The organism is Halobellus ruber (genome assembly GCF_014212355.1).
In the GTDB taxonomy this organism is placed as follows: Archaea; Halobacteriota; Halobacteria; order Halobacteriales; family Haloferacaceae; genus Haloquadratum; species Haloquadratum rubrum.
Map to the genome: position 1 here is coordinate 372,191 of NZ_JACKXD010000001.1, position 13,387 is coordinate 385,577.

The following is a 13,387-nucleotide window of genomic DNA, read 5'->3' on the forward strand; positions in this document are numbered from 1 at the left end:
TCAGCCCCACTCCGGTGTCTCGCCGAGGGCATCGCCGTCGCTCGTGGTCGGTTCTTCAGCGGTGCGTCGAGCCAGATCGCGAACGCCGCGGTTGAACGCCGGCAGGACGTTCCGACAGAGGTACCACTGCCGGCAGCGCCGCCAGTGCGGCCGGTCATCACACAACAGCAGATCGCCGCAGGGATCGTTGTGCAGATCACGGATGAACGCCCCGGGAGGCGTCCCGTCGCCGAGCGGTTCACCACGGGTGGCGACGACCAGATCGTCGCCCCAATCGAGGATCTCCCTCCGATCGTCGAGCCCGCCGTTGAGCGGCCGGTGGAGAGCAACCTCCTGAAACGCGTGGAGTTCCTCGAGTGCCGGACGCATCGCAATCGACTGCTTCGCCGGGTCGTGGCCCGCATCGCCGTCGCCGTCACGTTCGGTCTCGCCGACGTATTCACCTGCGTCCTTCCGGAGCGAACGGAATGAGTCGGCCTGGACCGGCGCGATCACTTCGGCGGCCCATTGCCGGCGAACGCAGTCGGCGACGCTTGGCTCAAGATCACGGGTTCGGGTCTCCGAGTCGAGAAACGCCGCGAGGAGCACCCCCTCAGTGTGTTCCGAATCCGGGCGGAACTCCGCGGCGAACCTGACGTACTGTCTCGTTGGAACCTCCCCGAGCGTCCGCACCGCGAGTTCCTGAAGCCACTGAAGTACTGCGTCCCGGGAGTGAAAGCCCGCGAGTAGCTGGGTACGCAGTGTTCGGATCGTCCGCGGGAGTTGCGCCTCCGCCGGGCGTCGGTAGTGCGTTGCGTCCGCGACGTCGTCGGTCGCAGGGTCAGTCGGTGGCATCATCGTCCTCCTCACTATCGTGAGCCGCCGGCGCCCCGTTTGTCATCGTCCCACTCGCCTCGCTGTCGCCGACGTCTGCGAGACCCGCTCCGTCGGGCGTCACGGAGCTCACACCGTTGGTGTTCTCGCCGACACTCTCGTCGGCAGCGGCGCCGAACGCCTGATGAACTGTCGTTTCGGTCCCGCGGCGGAGTTGCTCGACTTTCACGTCCTCTTGGGCGGCGAGTGCCTTCCAGGCAAACTCCTCGGCCTCATCGAGCGTGTGGGCGTCCCGATTCCCGACTGACATCACCAGCATCGACGCCAGCACTGGTCGGAGTGCGGCCGGCGCGGGTTCGATGTGAACGTGGCTGTCGCTCCCTTCGACCGCAAAACGCCACGCCGCCAGCGGGACGGCGACGATCAGTGCCGCGTACACCGTCGGTCCGTACAGCGCCGCTGCACGCCACGCCAGTACGACGGCGCCAATCAAGAGTACGGCGGGCCAGACGAGGTCCGTCCAGGAGTCGACCTCTGGGGTTTTCAGCCGTAGTCCCGGTGGTTCGTACTCGAGCAGCTCCTCGGCGTCGGGATCGATGATGAACACCTCGCTCCAGGGCGACTCCCACAGCGAGAACCGCGTCCGGAGTTCGTCGGCGTTCTCGATCCTTGCGCGGCCGCCTTTCAGTCGGGCGAGAAACGCCAACCAGCCGTTGCGGACGATCGAGAGGCCTGCTTGCCCCTCGTCGAGGACGCGGTAGCTCTGCATCGTCCCGAACGGCATATCCTCGCTGAACGACAGCGAGTCCTGGTCGCTGTCGGAGCCGACCGCCGGCAGGCGCGTCGAGGTGAACGATTCGACGCTGTCGATGTGGGGCTTCCAGAACAGCTGTGATTCGGTACTACCCTCGTGGGTCGCCAGCATATAGCCGATGTAGACGACGCCCACGTACGCCCCGAGAACGAACGGGACGGTCACGATCACCTCCGCGGCGTAGTAGTACGCGCCGAAGACGATCCCCAGCGTGATCACGGTCGTCACGCCGAGGTAGTAGCCGAGGCCGTGGCCGGGCGGGGCGCCGGCGCGGTCGATCCACGAGCGGACCTTCCGACCACCGTAGGCGCCGAAGGCGACCGCCGGGACGATGATGAAGCCGGTCGCAAGCAGCACGAACTCGGACCAGGAGCCGACGTCGATCGGCTGGGTGAACGCGACCGAGCGGTGGGTGAATGTCCAGCGAGCGGTATCTTCGTGGCCGTTGACCCACATTGTGACGCGCTTGGTCTCGTCGTGGCGTGGGAGCTCGACCTCGCCCATCGCCCAGCCGGAGCCGAGTGTCACCTGTTGTTCCTGGACGGTCACGTTCGCGGCGTACGGTTCCGTCGTGGTGGTGTTCCCGCGGGTGACCTCTCGCGTCTCTCGGTCCCAGGAGACGATCATCACCGTCGCCGACTCCTGATCAGTCTGGGCGCGGATCGTCCGGAGATACAGCGTGTTCGTCTTCAGCGTCTGGCCGGTGTCGAACTTCGGCCCGTTGTTGGCCTTCGTCACATCCCGCCAAGGCTGGTTCGCCGGCGTGTGTTCGAGCCAGAAGATCCGCTCCTCAGCTGGGACGATCCGCGCCGACGGCACGGAGTAGTGTTTGCCGTCCTGTCGGAGTTCGTCGATTGTGTACTCGGCGTCGCTGCCGGTGGCGGTCTCGTTGGCCGACTGAGCAGCCGCGAAGCCGCCCGCCGACAGCAGCAGCGTTGTAACGATGAGCGCCGCGATAATCGAGCGGGAGATCGCCATCCTCACTCCCTCCGGTTCGACTCCGTCGTTTCGGTGTTGGTCTCCGAGCTGCGGCTCCCGCGGAGTACGAAGTTCGTCACCGAATCCGGCGACCGGTAGGCCTGGATCAGCTGGTAGAGCAAGTATAGTCCCCCGACCGCCAGGATGACCGTCACCTGCTGGTTGAGGAACGCGCCCGTGAGATCGACGCCGAACCACACCAGCCCGACGATCAGACTGATCGCCGTCACGACCCCCCAGATCGGCCAACTAAACCGGTCGAGTGCGGACAGTCCGAGGTACGCACCGATCGGGACCGCGACGGTGAACACCGCCGGGACAGTGCCCTCCGGGACCGCGATCGCGCCCGTCGCCAGCAGTGCCACGCCGGTGATCCCGCCGAGCAGGGCACTCACATATTTGTGTCGGCGAAGCCAGCCGACCACGCTTACCAGCAGTGAACCGATCGATCCGCCGGCGCTTGTTGCCGTTGAGGTGACCGAGGCGATGCCTTCGCGGCCGCCACGGGCGTACGCAACACCGAAGACGCCGAGTGCGCCAATGCCGAGCACGGTGATGATCGCGCCGATCGGGAGCCCGCTCAGCAGCCCCGGCGAGGTGTCGCGTATCGGCCCGATCACGCTGATGTCGTCGTCGCTCTCTGTCGAGCCGCCGCTGTCGCTGTTCAACAGCCACTCGACGACGCCGGCGTCGTCGGTTCCAGTCAAGGTCAGCGGCGAGTTCGCCCTTCCTGAGTCGAGGACTACCCCGAGCGTCTCGCTGTAGAGTTCGTACTCGGCGTCATCTTTGGCGTCGATGTACGTGTACTTGATCGTGTCACCCGACCCACTACCGGCACGCACGCGGTACTGCGGGTCCGACTGTGCGGGATCGGTGACGATCACCTCGACGTCGCCGTCATCACTCACGGGTTCGACCTTGACGGGGATCGTCCCGATCCGCATCTTATCGCCGGCTTCGACGTTCGGTGCGACGAAGTGCTGGTCGTTGCCGGTGAAGTAGGCGTACTCGCTGTCGTCGGTCCACGTTTCGTTGTAGGCGTAGTGGACGCGCTCTTTCTCTGGGGTCCCCGAGTATAGGATTTCGAAGTCACCGCTCGATCGGCTGGTGACTTCGATCTTCGGATCGTCCGACCGGCCGAGGACCGCCGGGTCAGTGACCTGGATTTCGCCGTTGTTCGGGACGACCTTCGAGCCGTCCGCCCGGACCGTCACCGTATCGCCCGCGCTGACGCTGCCGACATCGACGGCCAGGGTCGTCTGGTCGAGCGACCAGCTGTCGGCGGTCGTCCAGGCGCCGCCGTTCTCGCGGACTTGGACCTCGCGGATCGACGTGACCGTCCCCTCAAATGGGATCGTCGCCTCCGCGTTCTCGCGGTCGCTGGCGAAGGTCTTCGAGATGTTGTACCGCTCGCTGTACTTCTCGCCGTCGTACTCGACGGTCTGTTTCGAGGTCGCGTCGTGGCTGATGTTCGCCTCGACCTGCATCGTCGGCGCGTCGGCCGACTGGTCCGGCAGGGAGACGTTGATCGTGTTCTCGCCCTCCTGGAGTGCGTCCTTGTTGATGGTCCGGCTGATAGTTTCGCCATCTGATAGGGTACCGGTGTAGCTGGTGGAATTGCTGTTAAGTTGGAGTGTGGGATCACTTGTTACGGTCCGTTCGGTCCCAGTAAGGTTTGCATCCACGCCCCCAGCGTCCGAATAGAACGTAATATCCGTATTCGGGGGAATATCACCTAATGACTTAGTAACCGTTTCTCCATTTGTGAGGTTCTTTACTGAGATATTACCGTTACTCGTTCCAATAATATTATTCGTCGGGAGAGCCGACTCCGCATAATTGGTGTTCGCATTAGCATTCGGAGCCCCGATGCTGAAAGTGTCACCTTTAGTATCTGTCTTATCTATACCGAACCCCACAGCTTCCTGCTCATCAGCCCCCACGTATGGCGACGCAGAGGCTATTTGATTGCCGTTTCTATACAGATAGACGTTGTATTCTCCACTCCCATCTGTGTATATTTTCCCTTTAACCTTGGTTACGGTGTCGAATTTGACTCCACTCGTCGGACTGGTATCACGGAGCCGTGTGCCGGTTAGTGTCACATTTGCGTCTGTTATCGTCTCAGTCGCCGCGAATGACCCAATTTCACCACCGTCTTCGACGTTTGTTTTGGTGTACGAGGAGAACTCAGCGTTACTCACACCAGTCAGATTTACCGTCACGTTGCTCGCCGAGTCGAGGTCATCCAGCTGATAGGAGACCGTCGAGCCGTCCGAGAACGTCCCGGTCGTCCGGAACTCTCCGGAGAACGTCACCGTGTTTGAGGAGAACTTCTCCACGTAGAACCGCAGGTAGCCGTCCTCGTAGGTCGCCTCTGAGGTCCAGGTCTCTCCTGAGGAGTGCGTGCCGTAGATCATCTCCGGTGTCGAGTCCAGCGCCTCACGGAGCAGCCCGGCGTCGATCGCCACGTCGCGGCCGTCGTGGCTCTGAGTGTCGCGCAGCACGATTGCCACCTCGCCGCTGCCGATCACGTTCGCATCGTCGGCGAGGTACTTATCATCAGCGCGCTCCGGCGTCGTGACGATTACTTCCAGCGTGTCCGCGTGATCATCCGCGAGGACGGAGCCCTCCAGGTCGGCAGCGCTGATCGGGACCGACTCACCAGCCGGTACGTCCTCAGTGATCTGGCCGTCAGGGACCGTCACCATTCCTGACGGGGCCGCTGCTACAGCGCCCGCGAAGGGCGCGAGAACCGATACAACCAACAGCAGCGTGAGTCCGATCACAGCGTGTGTGTCTTTCATTGTGAGGCTTCCCTCCGTGCGAGGACGTTTCCGCGGGTCATCGCCCGCGGTTGGCTGGCGACCGATGTCCCGCGGCGCCGCCGCATCAGCGGGGCCTCCTGTGGATCATAGTCGTCCGCATCAGCCGCCTCCGTCTCCGTAGCGCAGGATCAGCGCGATCGCCGTCACGAAGATGAAAAAGAAGCCGGCGATCTGCTTGTCGAACGGGATCACGCCCTGGAGTCCGGCCAGCGTGAACGCGCCGAAGATCAGGTGGCCGATCACGACCGGCGCACCGCCGAGTATCGCGTTCAGTTCGCCGGCGAGCTGGAGGAGCTCCATCGCCAGCGACACGCCGAGGCCGGCGAAGCCGACCACCGCGAAACGGCCACCGCGGGCGGCGCTCTCCGTTGCGCCGCGAGCCCGCTCACCGACGTTCTTCGCAGCCTGGTTGACTTCGTCGGTGTCGTCCAGGACGTACTCGTCAATGAACCAGTACGCGACGATGAGTGTCAGGACACCGCCAATGATCAGCAGCCACTTCGATGGCATCACGGTCCTCCTGTCGTCGCCGTGTTACGGTGTCTATCCGTCTGAATCGTGTTCGTGTCGAAAGTGTGTTGTCTCATAGTCGTTTTTGGAATTCCTCAAGTGCGCGATTGCCGAGCTTTGCGAGGTAGATCCCGCCGGTGATGAGAGCGACCCCGACCGCGACCGGCTGGAGCGGTTCGAGGACGTTGATCTCCGGCGCGATCGTGAACGCTGTGATCGACGAGGCGGTGAACAGCGTCGGTGCTGTCGCCCACAGCGCTGCGAACAGGCCCTTGATTAGCGCCGGCTCGATGCCGATGCCGATCACGCCCAGCGATCCAGTGAGCACGGTGATCGGGTGTGTGAGCCACTCTTTCAGTGTCATAGGAGCCTCCTGAGCAGCGAACTGATCGGGCCGCCGATGATCGGGATCGCTTCGAGGCCAGCCAGCAGAAGCGGCCCGCCGATGCGGACTGCTCCGACGACTACCACGACGATCACCACCGTTGCGATCAGCCCCGAAAGTGGCCCATCAGTCGCGGGGATCGTCCCCGCAATCAGCGAGGCGAGGATCTCAAAGCCGCTACCGATGAGCGTTCCCAATGCGTCGCCTGCGAGTCGAGAGAGAACTGCCGGGAGATCGGCCAGCCCCCACGTCTCGTTAGGTGCGCCGAAGGTTCGGGGCAGGCTGCCGAGGACAAGGAGTTCAGCCGCGCCGAACAGTCCGTTCAGGATCGACGCGAACCCCGACAGGAGCGCGCCGAAGACGACGTTTCGGATCTTTCGCTCCGGATTGTCGATCCACCCCGGCAGGTCAACCTCCGTGTCGTTCTTAGAGGTCGGGTCGGTACTTGGTCCTGGCTCAGGCATCGAGCCACCTCCAGCCCTGAACGGCGACGAACACCGCTGCCAGCACTACGACCGTGTTCAACAGTAGCGAGAACACGCCCCCGTCGAACGGAGCCCACGCTGCCGCGGCCTCGCCGGTGATCGCCATCGACAGCTGATCGATGCCCGACGCGAAGCCAGCGGTGATCCGGTCGGTGAACGACTCGATCGCCGCGCCGAACCCCTGCGGGATCGCTATTAGGAGTCTGAACACTTGTAGGAGAATCGCTCCAGCCGTCGCCTCGCCGAGATCTACCCAGTTCACACTGCTATTGCTGAGGAAGGACTCGCGAAGCGACTGGCCGTCGCTGCTCATCAGGATTCACCTCCTGTCGAGGGGGTGCGGCGATCTCGGGACATCTCAGTCGTCGACGTCGGCCTCCTCGTCTGCTCCGACGAAGGGGACGGTGTCGGTCGTGAGACCCGGGAAGGGCAGATCAGTCGTGTCTTGCCGGTTGATGTACTGGATGATGATCCAGAAGGCCGCTAAGACGATCACGATGCCAACGATCAGCCCGAAGAGGCCGAAGGCACGGACACCCTGCTGTGAGGCCTCACTGCCGGCGATGATGACGCCCAGCGGCTCGATCAGGAATGCTCCCAGCGTCGCGCCCATAAAGTCGGTCAGGAGATTCGCTGGCGTGATGAGCGCTAGATCGATGATGGCCTGAGTACCGGTGATGAACCCTGCCGAGATCGACAGCAGCCACGCTCCGAACCCACGTTTGGCGATATTGGTCAGTGACGACCCCTTCGCGCGGTTCAGGAGTTCGGTGGCGCTTGGCGCCATCGGGTTACCCCATAATCCATTTGCCACCGGCCAGGCCGGCCAGCGTCGTGACGATCATCCCGGGAATACTTGTGATGAAGCCGACGATACCGCCACCGGAACCGCCGGTCGGTCCGATCGCGCCGCCGGTCTGCTGCATCGCCGTTCGCTCGTCTCCAGTGACAAGGTACTGGTAATGCAGCGCAATGTTCTGCGAGGGCTGGACCGTGTCTTCGACGACGATCGTGTCGCCGACGCTGCCGTACGTCACGCCAGCATCGTTCCACGAGAGGTCATCGAAGTCGGTGTCCGAGGCGCCCTCGACGATATCGGTCGCCTGATAGCGGCTCTCCGGCACCGACTGCTCGGCGACGAGTTCGAGGTTCGAGTAGCTCAGGTCGTAGCCCGTGTCGAGCTGCATTCGGTAGTACAGGTCGATCTTGAAGTCGAAGCCGGGGTACGCGCCTGCTTTGCTGAAGTTCACTTTGACAGCCGTGCTCGGAAGCGAACTCGGGTATCGGTGGAAGTCCACCGTGAGGCCGTTGACCACCGCGTTATCGAATGTATCGCCGAGCGTCGAAAGGTCGGTTACGGCGATCGGACCGCCGTCCTTGACCTCGGTGATGGTCTCGGTTTCGAGCTCGTCGTCGCTGTCGGTGTCCGTCAGGCGGTCACCGAGGACGTAGTTCCCGGACTTATCGAGGTTCAGGGCGGTGACGGTAATGGTCCCGCCGTTGGTCTGGCCGACCACCTCGACTTCTTCGATGTCATTGAACGTCCCGTCCGACCCGCTGGTCGTCTCCGTTGGAATCTCACCGAGCTGGCGCTGGAAGACAAACCCGTCGCCCGTCGCGCCCGCCATCCAGTCCTCACCCGAGGACTCACTGGCATTGATTTCGGCCATCTTGTAGTCGCCATCCGAATCGTTTATTCGGACCTCGATCACTGCGTTCGAGTCAAGCGAGTCGACATCGAACGCCATCATCAGCGACTTCTTGGACTCGTCGCTCGCGATCGAGAAGTTCGAGAACGTCGCGGAGTCACCCTGCGCGAGCGTCATCTCGACCGCATCGACACCCGTGGCAGGTTCGACGTTCGAGACCGATGCGCCCGAGGTCGTCCACTCGCCCGCGTCGAGTGCTGAGACGCCGTCCTTCTGGTGAGGGAACGCGCCGAAGTCCGAAGCGTTCACCCGGGTGACGGTGTACGAGTATGGGTTGTCCGCCGACTCGTTCACCTGGCCCGCGAGGTCTTCCACTTCACCGGCGTCGTTCTCCCACTGGAGTCCGTTCCAATCCATCCGGTAGGTGTCGATCGTCACCTCGCCACGGTAGTACTGGGACTGGGTCGCGTCCGCGTCGTAGTTGACCGCACTGTTCTGTGCCATCACGGGCATCGCTACACTACTGGCGACGAACAACACCAGCAGTGCGAGGATGCCCACCTGTCGAAGTCTCTTGTGTGTCATCTATTGAAAAGCCGCTGTTTGAGTGCCTGGACTGCGTGTTTCAGACGGCCCTGTCGGGGGCCGTGCTGCCGGACGTAGCCACCTTTCCGGGCGGCGTCACGGTCCGGTCGGGTCACGGTTCCTCCTCGGCGTGTGGCTGAAGTGTCTCCTCAAGACCGTCGCGGCCGCCGTAGTCGTAGGCAGCCGCGATGAGCACGATGATCGGGAGCAGCCCGGCGATCATCACAGCCGCCGCGCTGTCGAGCAGCGCGACTGCTAGCACGATGGCGACCGTCGCGAAGCAGCCCGCGATCGTCCCGCCGAGGAACAACACACGCGGTCCGAGCGCTGGATCCATTCCCCTCACGTGTTCACCCCGGGATGTCGCTCAGCAGGGTCTCTTCGTTGGATACCCCGGCGATAGACTCGACGCACCACTTTAGCGCCCAGACGCTGGCGACCGCGATTGGTGGCTACGGGGGCGGCCAGGTACAATAGTGGCCCCGCGACTGCGACTGTCCCTGCAGTGAGCGCAAGGCCCGTTGCGATGAGGTTCAGGGGCGTGGTAAATACGCTCATATGCCACCTTCTGGGGCCTCTACTGTCTCGCTGAACGCGGCGAGCTCCTGCTCTTGGCGACCACGTTCGATGGCCTCCACACGTTCCCGGAGTCGACGCGTGAGGTCGAGCGCGTCGGTCACGGAATACCCCCAGTGGGAGCATTCAACTCGCGAGTTGCTGCGATATGTCTCTCACAGAGTTCGACAGAGCTGCAACTGATCGTCACGCGACGGACGCGATCGACATACTGCCCGGCCGACGTGTGGAACCCATATCTGACTGATCCTCGTTCGATTCGTCCGTCATCTGGGTCCTCCGTTGGTGTTACAACGAAGGGATCCGAGGCGCCGTTCTCGTGTCTTCCGATCATAGCTGGAACCGACCATCGCACCGGACCGACCGGGCGTGGCCGTCACCTCGAAACCTGGCGTGCTCGGACCTATAACCGCGAAATAAGGTGTTTGCAAGTGGCTGCCAGTAGTTGCAAGTGGCTGCTCCCGTGGCTTTAAATACAAATATGCTATACAAATAATATCAGTAACTATGGATGGTGATGATACACGTATACGAGCAGTCGTCGTGCAGGAGGCGACGCGATCGCTTCGGGTAACAATCCCCCGTGCAGCCGCCGAGGAAGTTGACGTCGACTCTGGCGAAACCCTCCTAGTGAAACCGGAAGGTGACGAAATCCGATTTCGGAAAGCGGAGTCGATCTGGTCTGACGAATAGCGCACGCGGGCACGATCAATCGCTCAGACTTTCCTGGGGCACTTCACATCTGTCAGCAGAACTTCCGGAATAGCGGACGTTGACAGATCACCTCTATAGGATAGTATCCTATTAGGCATCAATCTGGGCTGAGCTATAGCTTCTCGATGATATTCTGGGTTTCTCGGATATTCACGCAGGTCGAGCACACCCATCAGGATTCCGAGGATGGCTTGCTCGTTACAAGCGCCTCGTACTCTCCACGGCGGTCAAGTATTGTGCCAACCTGGTCTTTCGAGACTACGTCCACACGGGTAGCGATCTCGCGATAGGAGTAGCCGGCATCACGCAATTCGAGGACACGTAGTGCGACATCGAACTGGTCACCCGGTACCCAGCGTTCACTATCCGGGCCGTAAGCGAGTCCGATCGGGGGTTGCCCGTTTGGGAGTCCGAGTTCCGCTCGGCGCTCGGCCTCCTGCCTGCCACGCTCTGCTTCCTTTCGCTTCTCGACATCGTCAGCATCGGCCTGGCCTGCCTCCCGTGTGAGCGCCCACGGCTCGGATAAGTCGACTGGATTTCGCGAGCCGCGGTCGACGGCGTGGACGTCGACATCCTCCCGATGGAGTTCGATCAGCAGCTGCATCCGATGGAGACGATCGCGGGAGAGACGGGACAGTCCGCGGACGACAACGTGATCTACGTCGCGATCGTCATCGCGAAGATGTTCAAGGAGCCGTTGGTATTCCTCACGCTCGTCGGTGTAGCCGCTGCTTTGCTCGCCATCGTTATAGATGTCGAGGAGATCGAGGCTGCGGTTCTCGCAATACTCTTCGATCTCTTCAATCTGCTCGGGGATGCTCTTCCCCTCTTGGCTGAGGCGCGCGTAGCCGATGGCCCTATTCATCGACCTTCGTGACTTCCAGGGTTGATCCGGATTTGATCTTCCACTCGATACGTTCGCCGTCGAGATCCATCGCCTCGGCCAGCCCCTTTGGCACGGTCGTCTTGTACTGGCCGTTCGAGCCGCGATTAACTGTGGTTTTCGGCATTCGCTTGGTAGGTCTATACGAAGGTCTGGACTTAGGTCTAATGCAGGGCGTCGGGAGACCGGGGGCTTATTCGACAGTGGCCGAACCACCGGTGACCACACTTCGGTTGATTTACGCGGCTTGTTATTGTCAAGTAGACATCGGCGTCGGAGAGAGTTCAATCTCGTTCAGCTGTTGGTGACTTGTGAGAAGATCACAAGTCGCTCGGCTACACTGTAATCTGCGCTCGGTGGTTTCGGTATCTGTACAGTACTGGTGCGTGGATCTCACAGGTGGTGTCCAATCCCAGCGGCACTGACTCGTATAGCATATAATTAGAATTTCGTCGAACAGGCTAGGCGGTAAGGAAATCTCTGAGATATTCGCACTAGCGCATCAAGAACAGGTTCGGCTAGACGGATGCTTCTAGGCCATCCGCACTAGCGCACTAAGCACAGGAAAATTTATATTCTCTAGTCTGTCTAGGATTAGGTGAGGATGCGGACCGGGCCCTTGCCCCTGTGGCAGGGCTCGGTCCGAGAAGCACGTGTGGTCACAGCGCACGTGTGTCGACATCCGGCGGTTTTCCTCATCTCACAGTTCCCTGAGCAGATACTCGCGAACTGTTTTAGACTCTAATCGATTCACGATTGTGTCCAATGGGTTATCCCCCCATACCTCATCGGTCGGGGGTCTACGACCCTCAATCCAAGCTGCAGCTCGGTCCTCGCGCCTTGGTTCCCGGCGCCGAGTTCGTCGTCTAATGTCATATTTCGGTTCCGGCGGGGAATCGGATGGAGCGGACCACGATCGATCTAATCTATCCAAGTGGGATCGCTGCACTGGTTCAATACCCCTGTCCTGAATCTCGGACCTCAGTAGCCCCGAAATATAGTCCGCTGCTGTGATCTCTGGATAAATTCTGTCACCTGAATCTAACGTTGTCAAGTAGACGGGCGTTTCACGATCACCGAATCCTTGGAACTGTTCCCTGGCTGCGCGCCTGAGTTTTATATATCCGTTTCCAAACTCCATTCCGCGACCATCGTGCATAATAACGGCATTTCCTTCGTACTCGCCCTGGCTCTTGACAAGGGCCTTGGTGGAAAGGATACAGATGGCCATCGCACGCTGATCAGCTTGACAACTCCCCCAGCAAGCCGTGGCGTGCCAACTGATAGGACTCCCTGTTATCCTCTCTAAGAGTCTTTCTACGTTTTTCGTGAGTTCCTCATTAGTCATCCCTTCCGGTTTTGAAGAGGACTTGCTCCTCCAGGGGTCCAAGTCAAGTTCAATGAGAATCTCCGCCAACTGTTCGCCAGAACTTCGGGGACATTGAACCGCGGTCACAACGAAGGGGCCGTCTGCTGAATTCCCAGATTCGTCAACGCCAACAATATGTTTAGCCTTTACCCGAGTGTCAGAAGAATGTTCGGAGAGGGAAACAGGGCGTAATCCAGACGGCATCGGTTGATATACACATTTGAATTAAAATAAGTATTAGCTGCGAGTTCAGGTCCTCCCGGGTCTAATTACGGGACTAATCGACCTTGATATCATACTGGTGAATCACTGGTGTGGTAACGTATGTCGTTGGCACCACGCTGTCTGTCGGTTTGGAATCTGCTGATGTACGACCGTAACGGGATTTAGATCGCCATTGGAGTCGCCACGCGGGAGATTCTACGAGCCAGAGCGACACTCGCGAGAGGGACTACGATTAACACTTGTCTCGGGAGAGCGACCTTCGAGAGCTCGTGATTGGTGGTTGAATTCTAAGCGTCCCCGCAGCACCGATAGGCGTATTTTCACTATAATGTGTAGGACGCCTCGAGTTATATTCCAATTTACATACGACATCACATTCCGCTGAGTGATCGAAGGGGGTGTCATTCTCTAACCGGGGCATCTTTTTAAAATGGAAAAGAAGAGTGCTAAACCGGTATTTGTCCTACTCAAATCAACACAAAATTTCGCGTGCAGAATCACTTGCTGTCACTCTAGTAATCGAGAAGGATAAATCGAGACAATTTATTAGCGCTCTAATTTTATCCGGCCTTC

At 60.6% G+C, this 13,387-nt stretch carries 13 protein-coding genes; all 13 read right to left on the reverse strand.

The features are described from left to right. The 13 genes from H5V44_RS01930 to H5V44_RS01985 all read right to left on the reverse strand — a co-directional run bounded on the left by H5V44_RS01930 (position 1) and on the right by H5V44_RS01985 (position 11,347). Entirely contained in the window at positions 1 to 834 is an 834-nt protein-coding gene (locus H5V44_RS01930) for a hypothetical protein (protein WP_185191448.1), read from the reverse strand. Beyond that, positions 821 to 2,605: a hypothetical protein gene (locus H5V44_RS01935; RefSeq protein ID WP_185191449.1), complete on the reverse strand. Its 1,785-nt coding sequence runs from the start codon at positions 2,603 to 2,605 to the stop codon at positions 821 to 823. The genes H5V44_RS01930 and H5V44_RS01935 overlap by 14 nt, the downstream gene beginning before the upstream one ends. A 2-nt stretch (positions 2,606 to 2,607) precedes the next feature. Beyond that, positions 2,608 to 5,412 (reverse strand): MFS transporter, encoded by a 2,805-nt coding sequence (locus H5V44_RS01940; protein ID WP_185191450.1) that lies wholly within the window; start codon positions 5,410 to 5,412, stop codon positions 2,608 to 2,610. A 120-nt stretch (positions 5,413 to 5,532) separates the two neighbouring features. Continuing rightward, the gene (locus H5V44_RS01945; RefSeq protein ID WP_185191451.1) at positions 5,533 to 5,943 is read right to left on the reverse strand and encodes a hypothetical protein; all 411 of its coding nucleotides are present in this window, start codon (positions 5,941 to 5,943) and stop codon (positions 5,533 to 5,535) included. Positions 5,944 to 6,016: 73 nt separating this feature from the next. After that, the gene (locus H5V44_RS01950) at positions 6,017 to 6,307 is read right to left on the reverse strand and encodes a hypothetical protein (RefSeq protein WP_185191452.1); all 291 of its coding nucleotides are present in this window, start codon (positions 6,305 to 6,307) and stop codon (positions 6,017 to 6,019) included. Then, positions 6,304 to 6,792: a hypothetical protein gene (locus H5V44_RS01955; RefSeq protein ID WP_185191453.1), complete on the reverse strand. Its 489-nt coding sequence runs from the start codon at positions 6,790 to 6,792 to the stop codon at positions 6,304 to 6,306. The genes H5V44_RS01950 and H5V44_RS01955 overlap by 4 nt, the downstream gene beginning before the upstream one ends. Further along, positions 6,785 to 7,126 carry a hypothetical protein gene (locus tag H5V44_RS01960; protein ID WP_185191454.1) on the reverse strand — a complete coding sequence of 114 codons (342 nt, stop codon included), beginning with the start codon at positions 7,124 to 7,126 and terminating at the stop codon, positions 6,785 to 6,787. Before H5V44_RS01960 ends, H5V44_RS01955 begins: the two co-directional genes overlap by 8 nt. A 45-nt stretch (positions 7,127 to 7,171) precedes the next feature. After that, the gene (locus H5V44_RS01965) at positions 7,172 to 7,600 is read right to left on the reverse strand and encodes a hypothetical protein (RefSeq protein WP_185191455.1); all 429 of its coding nucleotides are present in this window, start codon (positions 7,598 to 7,600) and stop codon (positions 7,172 to 7,174) included. Positions 7,601 to 7,604: 4 nt separating this feature from the next. Then, the gene (locus H5V44_RS01970) at positions 7,605 to 9,047 is read right to left on the reverse strand and encodes a hypothetical protein (RefSeq protein WP_185191456.1); all 1,443 of its coding nucleotides are present in this window, start codon (positions 9,045 to 9,047) and stop codon (positions 7,605 to 7,607) included. A 112-nt stretch (positions 9,048 to 9,159) separates the two neighbouring features. Further along, positions 9,160 to 9,384, reverse strand: coding sequence for a hypothetical protein (locus H5V44_RS01975; protein ID WP_185191457.1), 225 nt, complete (start codon positions 9,382 to 9,384; stop codon positions 9,160 to 9,162). Positions 9,385 to 9,601: 217 nt separating this feature from the next. After that, positions 9,602 to 9,727 (reverse strand): hypothetical protein, encoded by a 126-nt coding sequence (locus tag H5V44_RS17740; protein ID WP_281381229.1) that lies wholly within the window; start codon positions 9,725 to 9,727, stop codon positions 9,602 to 9,604. A gap of 782 nt (positions 9,728 to 10,509) precedes the next feature. After that, on the reverse strand, positions 10,510 to 11,202 hold the full coding sequence (locus H5V44_RS01980; RefSeq protein ID WP_185191458.1) for a recombinase family protein: 693 nt from the start codon (positions 11,200 to 11,202) through the stop codon (positions 10,510 to 10,512). Next, the gene (locus tag H5V44_RS01985; RefSeq protein ID WP_185191459.1) at positions 11,195 to 11,347 is read right to left on the reverse strand and encodes a hypothetical protein; all 153 of its coding nucleotides are present in this window, start codon (positions 11,345 to 11,347) and stop codon (positions 11,195 to 11,197) included. The genes H5V44_RS01980 and H5V44_RS01985 overlap by 8 nt, the downstream gene beginning before the upstream one ends. Between the last annotated feature and the right edge of the window lie 2,040 nt (positions 11,348 to 13,387).